At 66.3% G+C, this 15,204-nt stretch carries 19 protein-coding genes and 1 pseudogene; 7 read left to right on the top strand and 13 right to left on the bottom strand.

Translation table 11 applies throughout. From position 1 onward, the window contains the following. The first annotated feature begins 61 nt into the window (after nucleotides 1-61). From M1248_RS22695 to M1248_RS22680, 4 genes and pseudogenes are all read left to right on the top strand, one after another. Entirely contained in the window at nucleotides 62-574 is a 513-nt protein-coding gene (locus M1248_RS22695) for a DUF1097 domain-containing protein (RefSeq protein ID WP_163727210.1), read from the top strand. Beyond that, a complete protein-coding gene (nthB, locus tag M1248_RS22690) occupies nucleotides 571-1,308 on the top strand; it encodes a nitrile hydratase subunit beta (RefSeq protein WP_163727207.1) in 738 nt (245 codons plus the stop codon). The genes M1248_RS22695 and nthB overlap by 4 nt, the downstream gene beginning before the upstream one ends. Next, a complete protein-coding gene (gene nthA, locus M1248_RS22685; RefSeq protein ID WP_163727205.1) occupies nucleotides 1,305-1,925 on the top strand; it encodes a nitrile hydratase subunit alpha in 621 nt (206 codons plus the stop codon). Before nthB ends, nthA begins: the two co-directional genes overlap by 4 nt. Then, nucleotides 1,922-2,210, top strand: a pseudogene (locus M1248_RS22680) (nitrile hydratase accessory protein). Before nthA ends, M1248_RS22680 begins: the two are co-directional and overlap by 4 nt. Before the next feature lie 13 nt (nucleotides 2,211-2,223). Here the strand turns inward: M1248_RS22680 and M1248_RS22675 are convergent. From M1248_RS22675 to M1248_RS22635, 9 genes are all read right to left on the bottom strand, one after another. Continuing rightward, the gene (locus tag M1248_RS22675; protein ID WP_232076086.1) at nucleotides 2,224-2,838 is read right to left on the bottom strand and encodes a TetR/AcrR family transcriptional regulator; all 615 of its coding nucleotides are present in this window, start codon (nucleotides 2,836-2,838) and stop codon (nucleotides 2,224-2,226) included. Nucleotides 2,839-2,868: 30 nt separating this feature from the next. Beyond that, nucleotides 2,869-3,360, bottom strand: a complete 492-nt coding sequence (locus tag M1248_RS22670) for a DUF3237 domain-containing protein (protein WP_317149793.1) — start codon at nucleotides 3,358-3,360, stop codon at nucleotides 2,869-2,871. Beyond that, nucleotides 3,357-3,764, bottom strand: a complete 408-nt coding sequence (locus M1248_RS22665; RefSeq protein WP_317149792.1) for a nuclear transport factor 2 family protein — start codon at nucleotides 3,762-3,764, stop codon at nucleotides 3,357-3,359. Before M1248_RS22665 ends, M1248_RS22670 begins: the two co-directional genes overlap by 4 nt. Nucleotides 3,765-3,789: 25 nt before the next feature. Next, the gene (locus M1248_RS22660; protein WP_163727194.1) at nucleotides 3,790-4,221 is read right to left on the bottom strand and encodes a prepilin peptidase; all 432 of its coding nucleotides are present in this window, start codon (nucleotides 4,219-4,221) and stop codon (nucleotides 3,790-3,792) included. A 16-nt stretch (nucleotides 4,222-4,237) separates the two neighbouring features. Then, entirely contained in the window at nucleotides 4,238-5,047 is an 810-nt protein-coding gene (locus tag M1248_RS22655; protein ID WP_317149791.1) for a shikimate dehydrogenase, read from the bottom strand. 6 nt (nucleotides 5,048-5,053) lie between these two features. Continuing rightward, nucleotides 5,054-6,325 carry an endolytic transglycosylase MltG gene (locus M1248_RS22650; RefSeq protein ID WP_317149790.1) on the bottom strand — a complete coding sequence of 424 codons (1,272 nt, stop codon included), beginning with the start codon at nucleotides 6,323-6,325 and terminating at the stop codon, nucleotides 5,054-5,056. Then, entirely contained in the window at nucleotides 6,318-6,857 is a 540-nt protein-coding gene (gene ruvX, locus M1248_RS22645) for a Holliday junction resolvase RuvX (RefSeq protein ID WP_317149789.1), read from the bottom strand. Before ruvX ends, M1248_RS22650 begins: the two co-directional genes overlap by 8 nt. 4 nt (nucleotides 6,858-6,861) lie before the next feature. Continuing rightward, nucleotides 6,862-9,561 carry an alanine--tRNA ligase gene (gene alaS / locus M1248_RS22640; RefSeq protein ID WP_163727178.1) on the bottom strand — a complete coding sequence of 900 codons (2,700 nt, stop codon included), beginning with the start codon at nucleotides 9,559-9,561 and terminating at the stop codon, nucleotides 6,862-6,864. A gap of 139 nt (nucleotides 9,562-9,700) precedes the next feature. Beyond that, the gene (locus tag M1248_RS22635; protein ID WP_163727175.1) at nucleotides 9,701-10,102 is read right to left on the bottom strand and encodes a secondary thiamine-phosphate synthase enzyme YjbQ; all 402 of its coding nucleotides are present in this window, start codon (nucleotides 10,100-10,102) and stop codon (nucleotides 9,701-9,703) included. 122 nt (nucleotides 10,103-10,224) lie between these two features. Here M1248_RS22635 and M1248_RS22630 point away from each other — a divergent pair, with 122 nt between their 5' ends. Continuing rightward, on the top strand, nucleotides 10,225-10,533 hold the full coding sequence (locus M1248_RS22630; protein WP_163727172.1) for a GlsB/YeaQ/YmgE family stress response membrane protein: 309 nt from the start codon (nucleotides 10,225-10,227) through the stop codon (nucleotides 10,531-10,533). A 63-nt stretch (nucleotides 10,534-10,596) separates the two neighbouring features. On the opposite strand, the gene M1248_RS22625 is transcribed toward M1248_RS22630, so the two are convergent. The 4 genes from M1248_RS22625 to M1248_RS22610 all read right to left on the bottom strand — a co-directional run bounded on the left by M1248_RS22625 (nucleotide 10,597) and on the right by M1248_RS22610 (nucleotide 13,796). Next, a complete protein-coding gene (locus tag M1248_RS22625) occupies nucleotides 10,597-11,070 on the bottom strand; it encodes an SRPBCC family protein (RefSeq protein ID WP_163727169.1) in 474 nt (157 codons plus the stop codon). Continuing rightward, complete coding sequence (locus M1248_RS22620; RefSeq protein ID WP_317149788.1) at nucleotides 11,067-11,429, bottom strand: metalloregulator ArsR/SmtB family transcription factor; 363 nt, start codon at nucleotides 11,427-11,429, stop codon at nucleotides 11,067-11,069. Before M1248_RS22620 ends, M1248_RS22625 begins: the two co-directional genes overlap by 4 nt. 165 nt (nucleotides 11,430-11,594) lie before the next feature. Further along, nucleotides 11,595-12,920, bottom strand: a complete 1,326-nt coding sequence (locus tag M1248_RS22615; RefSeq protein WP_317149787.1) for a replication-associated recombination protein A — start codon at nucleotides 12,918-12,920, stop codon at nucleotides 11,595-11,597. A gap of 36 nt (nucleotides 12,921-12,956) precedes the next feature. Continuing rightward, nucleotides 12,957-13,796, bottom strand: a complete 840-nt coding sequence (locus M1248_RS22610; RefSeq protein WP_317149786.1) for a DUF3097 domain-containing protein — start codon at nucleotides 13,794-13,796, stop codon at nucleotides 12,957-12,959. Nucleotides 13,797-13,819: 23 nt separating this feature from the next. On the opposite strand from M1248_RS22610, the gene M1248_RS22605 reads away from it, so the two are divergent. Next, nucleotides 13,820-14,395, top strand: coding sequence for a hypothetical protein (locus tag M1248_RS22605; RefSeq protein WP_317149785.1), 576 nt, complete (start codon nucleotides 13,820-13,822; stop codon nucleotides 14,393-14,395). 13 nt (nucleotides 14,396-14,408) lie between these two features. Beyond that, entirely contained in the window at nucleotides 14,409-15,197 is a 789-nt protein-coding gene (locus tag M1248_RS22600; RefSeq protein WP_410506721.1) for an SDR family NAD(P)-dependent oxidoreductase, read from the top strand. Nucleotides 15,198-15,204: the final 7 nt, after the last annotated feature.

Raw genomic sequence — 15,204 nt, 5'->3', positions numbered from 1 at the left:
CGCGTGTAAATCGCAACGTGGGCGATACGCGTGGGAAACAGCACCGCGCGAACCTACTTTCATGGATTCAAGATCCGCGTTGACGCTGAGCATCGGGGTGTTGGGCGGGCTGGCGGTGGCCCTGACCGCGGAGGTCATCACCGTCCCGATTTGGGTGGTCTTCCTGACGTGGGCGTCGTTCTTCTTCGTCGGCGGCGGCGTCACCGGATGGGTGCGATCACTGTCGAGCAACCTCGTCGGGGTGCTGATCGCATCGGCAAGCTTGTACGCCGCGCACCTGATGGGCGGCAGCCTCTGGATGACCGCACTCGCCGTCGGCGTCGGCAGCGCCGTGATGGTCCAGGCGTCATGGGTGCCGCTGCTGTCGACGACACCCGCGGTCGTCGTCGGATTCGCGAGCACCGTGTCGACGGTCGCCGGAACCGGCAACACGATCACCGTGACGTCCATTTCGCATCCGGGGCTGGTTGCGGCCATGGCCTGCCTACTCGGTGCGTCGTTCGGGCTGCTGTCCGAATACGTCGCGAACGTCCTCACCCGTGAACCCGCGAAGGAAGGCAGCCCGGCGCAATGAAACTGCAGCACTATCTCGGAGGCCTCGAAGGACTCCCCGAACCTTTGAACCTCGAGAAGCGCGTGTTCGTCGAGGACTGGGAGCAACGGATCTTCGGCATTCACGTGGCGATGATGGGGTTGTCCAATCATCTCGGGGCGGCGTTGCCGCAGTATCCGATCGACGACGTGCCGACATCGTTCAAAGACGAGTGGACCTGGGCGAGTCTGCGCACCGGCGCGGAGGCGATGAATCCGTTCGACTATTTCAAGTTCCGCTACTACGAGAAGTGGCTGGGCGGTATCACCCAGTTCTTCATCGATCAGGGCTATGTCACCGAGGACGAGTTGTCTTCGCGGCAAGCCGAATTGGCGGCCGAGAAGGCACCGGCCGCTCCGGAGCCGGAAGCTGCGATCGACGATCAGGTAGTCGAATACCTGCGCAAGGGCGATAGCCCCCGCCGCGACGTCGCCCATCCGAAGTTCGCCGTCGGTGACCGCGTCCGGATCACCAATGTGCCCGCAGCCGCCCACACCCGCCTACCGGGCTATCTACGGAAACGCGAGGGCACCATCGAGCGGATATTCGAAGGCGACTACGGCTATTTCGTCCACACCGGAGACGGCATCGGCGATCCGATGCCGATCTACATCGTCGCGTTCAGTCCCGACGAACTCTTCGGCGAACGCGCCGAACCCGGAGCGCTCACCATCTACGCCGAGCTGTTCGAGGCATACCTGGAAGGAGTCCAATGAGCGACCAGTTCGCCTACCCCCCGGACCGCGAGGCCGCGAGCGCCGCCAAAGTCGCTGCGCTGGAATCACTTCTGATCGAAAAGGGCGTGATCACCGGACAGACCGTCGACAAGGTCCTTTCCTACTTCGAGTCGGAGATGACACCGCTCAACGGGCGCAAGATCGTGGTGAAGGCCTGGACGGATCCCGACTTCGCCGCTCGCGTCGTCGTCGACACCCCGTCCGCGATCGCCGAACTGGACCTGCCCGACGGCATGGCGGGCGCCGAAGGTGAGCACCTGCAGGCCGTTGCGAACACTCCTGGAATCCACAACCTCATCATCTGCACACTCTGCTCGTGCTTCCCCTGGCCGGTGCTCGGTCTGCCGCCTTACTGGTACAAGGATCCGGTGTTCCGGTCCCGGGCCGCACGCGAGCCGCGCAAGGTGCTCGGCGAGATCGGCGTCGACCTGCCCGCCGACACCGAGATCAAGGTGTGGGACAGCAGCGGGCACTCACGGTGGTTCGTCATTCCCGAACGCCCTTCCGGCACCGACGATTTCACCGATGAGATGTTGATGGACCTCGTGACGACGGAATCCATGATGGGCGTGGCGCTGGCGGGACCGGTGTCATGACGCTGCACGAGACGTGCACGACCGACCAGGCGGCCCCACAGTTCGAGCACGAATGGCAGCGGCGCGCCTTCGGGCTGGCGCTGGCGCTCTCGGAGTTCGGTCATTACGAGTGGAGCGATTTCCAGCAGAGCCTGATCGAAACGATCGGCCGGTGGGAGAACACGCCGGAGAATGAGCGTGGCGACTGGGAGTACTACGACCACTGGGGTCACCGCGCTGACCAAGGTGGTCGACGACCACCACCTGTTGACCAATCCGATGATCGCCAACGGAGACGACCACTAGCGGCGGGCCTGGTTTACCGCTGCCGTGAGGTGGTGGCGAGGCTGTCCAGGACGCGACCGATTTCAGCGACGGCCTGACGTTGCGCGATCTTCTGATCATCGGCCCGGGCGACGATCATCGCCACCTCGCAGATTGCGCCGAAGAGGAAGTGGGCGAGCGGGGCCGGCGGTCTCCGTCCGATACGGCCGGCATCGACGGCACGAGATATCGCGAGCTCCATCAAGTCCAGCAGGGGGGCCTCCAGCCGGCGGATTCCATCCCAGCCGATCGCCGCGGGCGCATCCACCAGGACGATGCGCTGTACCGCAGGGTCCAGACACTCGTCGAGGAACGCGGCGCTCGCCGCCTTGAACGCATCCCACGGGTCCTTCTTGCGCGAGTACGCCGCCACCAGCGGAGCCGTCATGCGTTCGATTTCGCGGCTGAACACGGCTTCGAACAACTGGCGCTTGCCGGCGAAATGGTGATACACGGCACCTTTCGTCACCCCCGCGCGAGCCGCGACCGCGTCAAGGGATATCGCGTCGTAGCCCTCTCGGGCGAACAGTTCGCGCGCGGCGTCAACGAGCGCGGCGGTGGTCGCCTCGGTGCGCTCCGCCTGCGTGCGTCTGGCCAGCCCTCTTGCCACGGGCCGACCATAGTCGAACATCAAGCCGGGTCACAGCACCCGATAGATGCGGTAGTCGATGTGGTTGCGAGATAGGACGTTGTAGCCGACGGTGACCAGTCCCGACAGCCAGCCATAGCGCTCGTCGGCGGTCTCGAACGTCGGCGTGGTCCGCACATACGTCTCGTCGAACCCCAGCACGTCACCGGCGGCCAGCCGATCGAGTCCATCCGCGGGCACGTTGATGACTCCGCGCGCCTCAAAGTGGATCAGCACGCCATCATGCGTCTTGAGCGTGGCGCGGACGTCGACGCGTCCGACTCCGTCGCTCCCGACGATCAGCCAATCTCCCCCGCCGGGCAAGATCTCCCCGCGCAGTTTCGGCCCGTCGATGACGCCGCCCGTCGTGATGAACGTCATCCTGGCACCGACGGGCGTCGTAATCGGTTGTGCTGGTTGAAGATCAACGTGCATGTCGAACAGGTGCTCAACCGGTAGGGCGTCGATCAACGGCAACTGATCGACCGGCGTCGCGGCGGTCACGGGGCCACCACCGCGAGGGCGGCGTTCAGTTGCACACCGTCGACGAAGGTGTCCTTGCGCGCGACGAGCCCGTCCGGCGAAACGTTCACGACGTCGAGGCAGTCGAATCGGATGTCACCCGATATCAGTGCCCAGTCGAGGATCCAATGGTCGTCGCCGAACAGCACCCGGTGGGTCTCCCACGTGAGATCTGGGAATTGGGCGAAGATTTCGGCGAAGGTGCTGCGCACCGCGTCGCGGCCGACGACGGGGTCACCACCCATGTGCATCCAGAACTGGGTGTCGGCCGTGTGCAGGGCCACGATCGCTTCCGGATCGTGGGCCGCCCACGCGGCGAAATATCTCTCCGAGATCGCCTTGAGATCGAGCTTCATCATTTGCATACCCATAGTATGCAATAACATACCGCGAGTATGCAAGGGTTTCGGATCACAACAGGACGAGAGCGGCGGCCGCGGCCGCGGCCACACACATCGAGGGGCCGTGCGGCACAGCCCGTTCCGCGCTCACGATCCGGACGATGACAGCCATACCAGCCGTCAGCAGCGGCGCCGCGACTGCGGCGAGCGACCACACATCGACACCCAAAGCACCCGTCAGTCCCCCGATACCGATCGCGAGCTTGACGTCGCCGGCACCCATGGCCGCCGGGGCGATCAGATGCATGGCGAGGTAGATCGCGAAAAGCGATACCGCGCCGGCCAGCGCAGGTGCCCCACGCCCCGTTGCCGCAGCGCACATCAGGATCGCGAGGGCGCCGGGCACCGTCAGCCAATTGGGCAGCCGTCGCTCGCGAATGTCGAACCAACTGAGCCCGGCAAACCAGGTCAGCACGCAGACGCCGACCGCCGCCACCCCCATTCATTCGAGGCTAGCGTCAGTCCAGGACGGCCCTCATCGCATCTTTGGGCGCAGGCTGACCGGTGAACTGCTCGACCTGGGCGAAGGCCTGATTCAGCAGCATTTGCAAGCCGCTGATCACGCGCCCGCCCGCAGCTTCGACCGCAGTGGCCAGCGGTGTGGGCCACGGATCGTAGATCGCGTCGAGCAGCACGGGCGCAGGCGCCAGCGTGGACACATACGGCGCCACGGCGTCTGCGGGCACGGTGTTGACCATGACGTCCACGCCGGCCACATGTGCCGCCAGCTCCGGGCCATCGATCGCGCACCATTGCGCCCTGACACCGGATTTCGTTGCCAGTTCGACGAACGGGGCTGCCCGTTGCGCATTACGCGCCACCACCGTGATGTGATGGACACCCAGTGCGGCCAGGCCGACCACCACCGCCGGGGCGGTGCCGCCCGCCCCCAAGACCATCGCTCTGCCCGACGCCTCACCCAATGCGCCGGTGACACCGTCGATATCGGTGTTGTCGGCGCGCCATCCGGTAGGTGTCCGCACCAGGGTGTTGGCCGAGCCGACCAACTCGGCGCGTGCCGTGCGTTCGTCGGCGAATTCGAGGGCGGCGAACTTGCCCGGCATCGTCACCGACACTCCCACCCACTCGGGGCCGAAACCGCCCACCAGGGAGGGCAATTGCTCGGCGGTGCACTCGATCCGCTCGTACGTCCACTCGTGCAGCCCCAACGCTCGATAAGCGGCGAGATGCAGCTGCGGCGATCGGGAATGCGCAATGGGTGACCCGAGCACCGCGGCCTTACGAGGACCGCCGCCAGCCGACCTCATGTGCGGTCACCGATTGGAGTCGAGGACACCATTGCGCATCGCGAGTTCGATGTTCGCCAGGTGCTGCTGATAGTCCCGAGTGAAAAGGGTGGTGCCCTGCAGGTCGATGGTCACGAAGTACAGCCAGTCTCCCGGCTCCGGGTTCTCCGCCGCCGCGAGCGCAGGCTGGCCGGGCGAACAGATGGGCGTCGCAGGAAGACCCGGCCGCACGTAGGTGTTCCACGGCGTGAGCTGCCCGCGGTCGCCGTCGGTGGTCGCCACTTCGATCCTGTCGAGCGGATAGTTCACCGTGGAGTCGAACTCCAGCGTGCGGTTCTGGGCCAACCGGTTGTAGATGACCCGGGCAACCTTCGCGAAGTCCTCCGGGGTGGCTTCGCGTTGCACCAGCGAGCCGACGGTCAGGATCTGATACGGCGACATGTTCATCGCTTTCGCGGTGTCGAGGATGCCGCCCGCCTCGTACTGCGCTGCGCTCGTGCTCATCAACGTCGACAGGATCTCCTGCGGCTGCGCGGACGGATCGATGTTCCACGAGCCGGGCGCGATCAATCCTTCCAGGCGGCGGTGGTCGGTGCCCATCGCGTTCACCGGGCCGACGGCCCATTCCGGCACCGAAAGCGCCGACGGTTCCGCCGTGCCCGCCATCTGCTTGAGCGCGTCCACGGCGACACAGTTGCGTTGACCGTCGAGGTCGACACACGTCGCCTTGGAGATCAGGCTGAGGATGCCGTCGGTGACGGCGTTGGTCTTGACGTCCTGAACGTCGTCGAGCTGGCGCCCTTCCGGGATCACCAGCTTGCCAACCCTGTTCGCCGGATCTGCAAGCCGCTCAACGGCGTTGGCGGCCGGGATCTCGGTGCGCACCTTGTAAAAGCCGGGCTGGATCGACGAGATGGCGGCATTTCCCTGGGCCGCCTCGACGAAGGTGGCGGAGTTCGCCACCACTTTCTCATCCTGGAGGGTGTTACCGATCGCGGTCGTGGAGTCCCCGTCGTGGACCTGGATCACCACATCGTTGACGCCGTCGCCGGTGAAATCGCTGCTCGTGCCGAACACGTTGTGCCACAGCTTAGAGCCCAGAAAGACCACACCGATGACGACGACGACCAGGATGCCGAGCGCGAGACCGCCGGCCATGCGACGCTTGCGCCGCCCGCGTGCTTCCCGCAACCGGTCCGCGCGTGTCCTTTTGCGCCGTGGGGGGCCGACCGCCATCGGCTCCACCCGTTCCCGGTGCCAGCTGGGCTCGACGCGTTCGCGGCCCCAATCGTCAGACATCCCCGACCTCGTCCCTGAAGTCACCATGTGCCGCCAACGCCGCGCGCCGCTGATCCAGCCAATTCTGCAGAATGCCGACCGCGGCAGCCTGGTCGATCATCTTTCGCTGTCCCTTGGCCCGCACCCCGGCCTCCCGCAACGACCGCTGCGCCGCAACGGTGGTCAGCCGCTCGTCGGCCAGTCGCACCGGCACCGGCGCGATGCGTGCCGCCAGTTGATCGGCGAGACCGATCGCGTCTTGGGCGGCCGAACCCGACCGGTCGGCGAGGGTGCGCGGCAACCCGACCACCGCTTCGACCGCGTGGAAGTCGTCAACCAACGTCGCCAGCCGTCGCACATGCTTCTCGCCGCCCTTGCGGCGATCCCGCAGCACCGTCTCGACCGGTGTCGCGAGAATCCCGTCCGGATCGCTGACAGCCACCCCGATACGGACGCTGCCCGCGTCGATGCCCAGCCGTCGGCCGGGTCCTGGGTCGGGCGGCTGCAGCGTGGGGCCTGGCCGGTCGGGTTGACGGTCGTCGACGCTCGCCACGCGGTCAGCTCCGGTCCAGTTCGGCACGCAACGCGGCCAACGCCGCCTCGATCCCCGCCGCACCTTTACCGGAGCCCTGTGCCAGATCGGCCTTGCCACCCCCGCGACCGTTCACCGGCGCGCCCAACTGCTTCACCAGATCGTTGGCGCTCAGTCCCAGATCCTGCGCCGCCGGATTGACCGCCACCACGTACGGCACGGAGTCATCCCCACCGTTCGGGCCTTCGGCGATCAGCGCGACGACCGCGGGGTCACCGCCCAGCTTTCCCTTGATGTCGCCGACGAGCGTGCGCAGATCCGCCGCCGACATTCCGCCGGCCATCCGCTGTGCCACGAGGTGGACCTTACCGACCCGTTCGGCACCTGCGGCGGCATTCGCGGCCGCGGCGCGCGCGTTCGCCAGGCGCATCCGGTCGAGTTCCTTCTCGGCGGCCCGTAGCCGTTCGACGAGGTTGGCCACCCGGGCCGGTACCTCGTCCGACGGCACCTTCAGTGATGACGCCAGCCCCGCCATCAGGGCGCGTTCCTTGGCCAGGTGGCGGAACGAGTCCAACCCGACGTACGCCTCGACGCGACGCACGCCTGAGCCGACCGAGGATTCGCCGAGGATCGTGACGGGCCCGATCTGTGCCGAGCTGTTGACGTGGGTGCCGCCGCAGAGTTCGAGCGAGAAGGGGCCGCCGATCTCGACGACTCGGACCTCATCGGGGTAGGCCTCGCCGAACAGGGCCATCGCGCCCATCGACTTGGCCTTCTCCAGATCGGTGGTGAAACTGTGCACTTCGAAGTTGGCTTCAACCGCCTCGTTGGTGACTTCTTCGATCTGGGTCCGCTGGTCCTCGGACAGCGCGCCCTGCCAGTTGAAGTCGAACCGCAGATAGCCGGGGCGGTTCAGCGATCCTGCCTGAACGGCGTTGGGCCCCAACACCTGCCGAAGGGCCGCGTGCACCATGTGGGTTCCGGAATGCCCCTGGGTCGCGCCATGGCGCCACCTCGGGTCGACGGCGGCCACCACAGTGTCGCCCTCCACGAACTCGCCGGACTCGACGTTGATTCGGTGTGCCCACAGGGTTTTGGCGATCTTCTGGACGTCGGTCACCGCGGCCTTGGCCGCTGCGGACGCACCCGCGCCGGTGATCGTGCCCTCGTCGGCGATCTGCCCGCCGGACTCCGCGTAGAAGGGGCTGCGATCGAGAACGAGTTCCACGCGGTCGGCGTCGTGCGTCCCGTGCCCGATGACGGGTACCCGCTTGCCGTCGACGAAGATGCCGAGAATCCTTGCCTCGGTGGTCAACTCGTCGAAACCGGTGAACTCGGTGGGGGCAGTGTCGACGAGTTCGCGGTATGCCGACAGATCGGAGTGCGCCTGCTTGCGTGCCGCCGCGTCTGCCTTGGCGCGCCGGCGCTGCTCGGCCATCAACCCGCGGAAGCCCTCTTCGTCGACGCTCAGGTCGGCTTCGGCGGCCATCTCCAGCGTCAGTTCCAGCGGGAAGCCGTACGTGTCGTGCAGGGTGAATGCATCGGTTCCGGAGATGGTCGACTTGCCCGAGCGCTTGGTCGTGGCGGCCGCCTCGTCGAACAGCCGGGACCCTGACGCCAGCGTCCGGTTGAAGGCGGTCTCCTCTGCGACGGCGATGCGCTGGATGCGATCGAAGTCGGTGACCAGTTCCGGATACGACGGGCCCATCGCGTCGCGAACCGTGGTCATCAACTCGGCGACGATCGGTTGCTCGACGCCCAGCAGCTTCGCCGCGCGGATGATCCTGCGCAGCAACCGGCGCAGGACGTAGCCGCGGCCCTCGTTTCCGGGACTGACGCCGTCGCCGATGATGATCGCGGCGGTACGACTGTGGTCGGCGATGATGCGGTACCGGACGTCGTCTCCGTGGTTGCCTTGGCCGTACCCCCGTGGGGCGACGGCGGCGACCAGGTCGATCACCGGACGCAGCAGATCAGTCTCGTAGACGTTGTCGACATCCTGCAGCAGGCACGCGACCCGCTCGACGCCCATGCCGGTGTCGATGTTCTTGCGCGGCAGCGGGCCGAGGATCTCGAAGTTCTCCTTCGATGTGCCCTCGCCGCGTTCGTTCTGCATGAACACGAGATTCCAGATCTCGATGTAGCGGTCCTCGTTGGCCTCGGGTCCACCCTCGATGCCGTACTCCGGCCCGCGGTCGTAGTAGATCTCCGATGAGGGCCCGCACGGTCCGGGGATACCCATCGACCAGTAGTTGTCGGCCATGCCGCGGCGCTGGATGCGCTCCAGGGGCAGTCCGGCGACTTCCTGCCACAGCCGGATCGCTTCGTCGTCATCGAGATACACGGTCGCCCAGATTCTTTCGGGGTCCATGCCGTACCCGCCCTGCTCGACGGGGTTCGTCAGCAGGCTCCATGCGAACTCGATGGCGCCCTTCTTGAAGTAGTCGCCGAAGCTGAAATTGCCCGCCATCTGGAAGAAGGTGTTGTGACGGGTGGTGATGCCGACCTCGTCGATGTCCGGGGTGCGGATGCACTTCTGAACACTCACCGCGCGATCCCAGGGCGGTCGGCGCTGCCCGAGGAAGTAGGGCACGAACTGCACCATGCCGGCGTTGACGAACAGCAGGTTGGGGTCGTCGAGGATCACCGAGGCGCTGGGGACCTCGGTATGGCCCGCCTTCACGAAGTGATCAAGGAAGCGCTTCCTGATCTCGTGTGTCTGCACGTTCTTTCTGTTCCTTGTTCTATCGGGTGGCCCTATGGGTGGCTTCCGCAATTACCTGCGACTATTCGACCGCACCACAGTACCGGTCGCAGTTGTGGCGCCTGAAAGGCCAACGAACCGGCACCGCGTCAGGTGCCGGTTAGGCGCCGATAAAGCTCAACCGAACCTTGCGCTGCGGATTGTCGCTGTTCAGATCCACCAGCACGACGCTCTGCCACGTGCCGAGCAGCGGCTTTCCGCCCTGCACGGGCACCGTCACCGATGGCGAGACCAGCGCGGGCAGCACATGGTCGGCGCCGTGCCCCGGGGCGCCGTGGGCATGGCGATAGCGGTCATCGCGAGGCAGCAGGCGTTCCAGCGTGTCCAGCAGGTCGTCATCGGACCCGGCACCGGTCTCGATGATCGCGACACCGGCCGTCGCGTGCGGGACAAAGACATTGCACAAGCCGTCTTGGTGCGCACTGCAGAACGCGCGCACCTCATCGGTGAGGTCGACGATGCGGCGCCTGGCGGTGTCGATATCGAGTACATCCGTGTCCACGTCGTCGAGCCTACGAGCAATCGGCGGGATTGACGCGAGCGTTTATTTCGCCGGAGGCAGGGGTATCGCTGCTTGACCAGGGTGATCTACGAACGGCCCTGCCACTAGTCATCGGAGGCATCGTGACCATCACCGGCATCATCACCGCAATACTCATCGGCATCGTCATCGGCGTACTGGCCAGGCTGCTGCTACCGGGTAAGCAGCCCATTGGGATGCTCGTAACGATCCTGGTCGGCATCGTCGCCGCGTTGATCGGTACTTGGCTTGCCCAGGCGCTCGGCATTTCCACCACAACGCCCGGCGTCGACTGGGGGGAGCTGCTCGTTCAGCTCGTCGTGGCCGTGATCGGAGTGGCGCTCGTGTCGGCGCTCATGGGACGTGGTCGCACCGGCATGACGGGCCGCCGGCGCTCGGGCTTGATGCGCTGACGCGTACCACCCGAATAGCGATCCCGGCTGGACCCCTGCAGCCGGGATCGCTCCTTCTCGAGGTCAGAGGCTCTTGAGTAAGGCGTCGAGCTTCTCGTAGCCCTCGGTCATTCCGCCTTCCATGCCGGAAGAAAGCAGTGCGTCTCGCGCCTCGGTGTTGGGGCAGATCGACCGGCCCCGCAGCCGGGAACGGCCGTTGCCGAGGTCCTCGAACCACATGTACTCGATGTTCACCATGTCCGGCGCACCTTCGAATTCGAAGGTCTGCAGGATGAACTCGTTGTCTCGCACGGTGTGGAACGTGCCGTTGAAGCCGAACGTCCCTTCGTCGTTTGAGTGCGTATAGCGGTACCCGCCATGGCTTTTGAAGTCCCACTCGGTGATCTCCATCTCCAGACCATGCGGGCCGAGCCACTGCTTCATCAGCTCGGGCTCGGCATGCGCCCGGAACAGCGCTTCGACCGGAGCGTCGAACTCGCGGGTGAACTCCATGGCCAGGGTGTCGACCGGGGCGTTGAGGTCCAATGCGTTCGTCATGTGGTGCGTCCTTTCTCCTGGGTGTCGGGCATGCCGGCCAGCAGGGCGTCCAGCCGGCGGTAACTGCGCTCGGCGTCGAGCCGATATCGGTCGATCCATGCGGTCAGCCGCTCCAGCGCGGCGGCGTCGAGGTGAACCGGCCGTCGCTGTGCGTCGCGGGTCCGCGTGACGAGACCCGCATGCTCGAGCACCTGAATGTGCTTGGACACCGCCTGTTTGGTGATGTCGAACGGTGCGGCCAGCTCGTTGACCGTGGCCGGCCCCCTGGACAGTCGCGCGACGATCGCACGTCGAACCGGGTCGGCCAGCGCCAGGAAGGCGCGATCGAGCTGCGCATCCGCATCGCCATCACTCCCCATTATCAACCTTGCGTTTGATCAATGCTTCGGTTGAATACCAACGTAGGACGGTGTGCGGTGCGTGTCAAGGGGTGGCGATTTTTCGCCGAGACTGCAAGCAGATCGCCATCTGGGCCGAAATCGCGATCTGTCCGCAGTCTCGGCGGGAATGAGGCGTCGAAACCGTCAGCGCTTCTTGCGGATGATCGCGCGCAGCTTGTCCAGGCGCGTCGCGATCTCACGTTCGGCTCCGTGGGTGGTCGGCTGGTAATAGTCGACGCCGACCAGCTCATCGGGCGGATATTGCTGGGGCACAACGCCATCGGGATCGTCGTGCGCGTACTTGTAGCCGATCGCGTTTCCCAGTTTCTCGGCGCCGGAGTAGTGGCCGTCGCGCAGATGGGTCGGCACCTGACCGGCCTTGCCCGCCCTGATGTCAGCCATCGCGGCTCCCAGGGCGGTGGTGACGGCATTCGACTTGGGTGCGGTCGCCAGGTGAACGGTCGCGTGGGCCAGCGTGAGCTGCCCCTCCGGCATTCCGATGAGCTGCACGGTCTGAGCTGCGGCGACGGCCGTCTGCAGGGCCGTCGGATCGGCCATGCCGATGTCTTCGCTGGCGAGAATCATGAGTCGTCTGGCGATGAACCGTGGGTCCTCCCCCGCGACCAGCATTCGGGACAGGTAGTGCAGCGCGGCATCGACGTCGGAACCGCGGACCGACTTGATGAACGCGCTGATGACGTCGTAGTGCTGATCGCCGTCGCGGTCATAGCGGACGGCGGCCTTGTCCAGCGACTGCTCGATCACCTCGACCGTCACGTCGCCGGCCTCGGCCGCGACCTCGAGGGCCGTCAGCGCGCGACGGGCATCGCCTGCCGACAGCTGCACCAGTAACTCGACGGCATCGTCGGTGACCGTGACCTTGCCACCGAGGCCACGTTCGTCGTCGATCGCGCGCCGCACGAGTTCGCGCACCGCGTCGGCGCCGAGGGGGTGCAGTTGCAGGATCAGTGACCGCGAAAGCAGCGGTGCGACGACGGAGAACGACGGGTTCTCGGTGGTGGCCGCGACCAGCAGCACCACTCGATTCTCGACGGCGGACAGCAGCGCGTCCTGTTGCGTCTTGGAGAACCGGTGCACCTCATCGATGAACAGCACGGTCTGCTCACCGTGTGCGGCCGCCCGCCGCGCGGTATCGATGACGGCGCGGACCTCTTTCACGCCGGCCGACAACGCCGAAAGCGCCTCGAAACGGCGGCCGGTCGCCCCCGAGATCAGCGATGCGAGTGTCGTCTTACCGGTGCCGGGCGGACCGTAGAGAATGACCGACGCCGCTCCCGAACCCTCGACCATCCGGCGCAGCGGCGAACCCGGCTGCAGCAGGTGGTCCTGTCCGACGACCTCGTCGAGGGTGGCGGGCCGCATCCGCACCGCAAGCGGGGTGGACGCGCCGACGGGGGCGACCCCCGACGACCGCTCTTCGCCGGGCACGTCAAACAGACCGTCGGCCACGCTCTCTGCTTACCACGAGGCGATGACGCGACGCGTTCACGACTCCGCTGGTTGTGTCACGAAGTCGATCAGCTCCTCGACGCGGCCGATGAGCGCGGGCTCGAGGTCGTTCCAGTCGCGCACGCGGCCCCGGATCCGCTGCCACGCTCTCGCGATGTCGGCCTGTTGGGCGCACGGCCAGCCCAGCTTGTCGCACACGCCCTTCTTCCAGTCCGTGCCCTTGGGGATGACGGGCCACTCCTGCACCCCGATCCGGCCGGGTTTGACCGCCTGCCAGATGTCGATGAACGGATGTCCGACGACGAGCGTGTGCGCGCCGCCGGGACCCCGGCGGACCGCATCGGCGATTCGCGCCTCCTTCGAGCCGGCCACGAGATGGTCGACGAGCACACCAAGCCGTCGTCCGGGTGCCGGCCGGAACTCTTCGACGATCGCGGCGAGATCGTCGACGCCCCCGAGATATTCGACGACGACCCCCTCGACGCGAAGATCGTCACCCCACACCTGCTCGACGAGCTCCGCGTCATGGCGGCCCTCGACGTAGATGCGACTCGCCAACGCCACTTTCGCGCGCGCGCCGGCCACGGCCACCGATCCCGACGCGGTCCTCGACGTCTGCGGTGCCGAGCGCTTCGGCGGAGTCAGGATGACGGGCCGGCCGTCGACGAGATAACCGGGACCGACCGGAAACGGTTTCTTGCGGCCGTTGCGATCCTCGAGTTCCATCCGGCCGTACTCGACGCGCATCACCGCGCCGACGAAGCCGGTTTGAGCGTCCTCGACGACCATGCCGATCTCGACCGGCAGCTCAACCGAACGGGGACGTTTCCGGTGCGGGTTCGATGCGAGGACGTCAGAGCCATAGCGATCAGCCACCGCGTGATCGTAGGGTCAGCACCGTGCTGCTGAACCGCGACACGGCGGAGGGAATCGCTAACGGCAGCATCACACTTGTGCTCCGCCGCTGGGACGCGCCGAGGGTCAAGGCAGGCGGCACGCAGCGCACCATGGCGGGCACGATTCGCATCGACGACGTCGCCGAATTCCCCGGACACCACCGGGTGACCGCTGCGCAGGCCCGGGCGGCCGGTTACCCGGATGCCGCGACCGCCCAGAAAGACCTGAACCGCAGGCAGGCCCGGCACACCTATGCGATCGCGGTCTCCTTCCTGGCACCCGACGAACGGCCCGCGCTTGCCGCCGAGGACCGGCTGTCACCCGCCGATGTGGCTGCGATCACGGCGCGCCTGGACCGCTGGGACGCAGCCACCGAGCCGTGGACGAGGCAGTACCTGCAATTGATCGGCGCCAACGAGGCGGTGCGCGCACCCGATCTCGCCGACCGCGTCGGGATGGACGTACCCCGGTTCAAACGCCGCGTCCGCCAACTCAAGGGGCTGGGCCTGACAATCAGCCTGGACGTGGGTTACCGCCTATCGGGACGCGGCAGAGCCTTCCTGCGACTGTCGGGGTAAAGATGAACCCGTGATGGAGCTATCGAAGTATGGGCCGTGGGCCGTCGTGGCTGGCGGCTCCGAGGGCGTCGGCGCGGAATTCGCGCGGCAGTTGGCTGCCGCGGGAATCAACCTCGTCCTGATCGCCCGAAAGCCCGATCCCCTGGCCGAGACCGCGGAAACGTGTCGTGCCCTGGGCGTCGAAGTACGAACACTCGCTGTGGATTTGGTGTCGGCCGACGCGGTGACTCGCATCGCGGATGCCACTTCCGACCTCGAGGTGGGTCTGCTCATCTACAACGCGGGCGCGAACACCTGCAGCGAGCACTTCCTGGATGGTGCGCTGAGCGACTTCGGCGGGGTGATCGACCTCAACATCGGCACCATGCTGGCACTGGTGCAGCACTTCGGCAGGCCGATGCGGGATCGCCGGCGTGGCGGCATCCTGATGGTCGGCTCGATGGCCGGCTACCTCGGCTCGGTGCGGCACACCGTATACGGGGGTGTGAAGGCCTTCGGGCGCATCTTCGCCGAAGGGCTGTGGCTCGAGCTTCGCGAGTACGGCGTCGACGTGCTGGAGTTGGTGCTCGGAGTCACCCGCACCCCGGCCATGGAGCGCGTCGGGCTGAACTTCGACGTCCCGGGCATGCGCGTCGCCGACCCGGCGGACGTCGCCCGCGAGGGGCTCGAACAACTCCCCCACGGCCCGATCCATATCGCAGGAGGCAATGGGGATGACATCGCTCGTCGAAACGATCCCGACCGCGTGAAAGTGGTTCTCGGTACGCACAAGTTCATGGAAAAACTCATGGGATCCGGTTAGTTGAAAG

Source organism: Mycobacterium sp. 29Ha (genome assembly GCF_032883055.1).
Lineage (GTDB): Bacteria > Actinomycetota > Actinomycetes > Mycobacteriales > Mycobacteriaceae > Mycobacterium > Mycobacterium gallinarum.
Note: the sequence above shows the minus strand (reverse complement) of the source record. Positions and strands in the feature narration are given on the sequence as shown.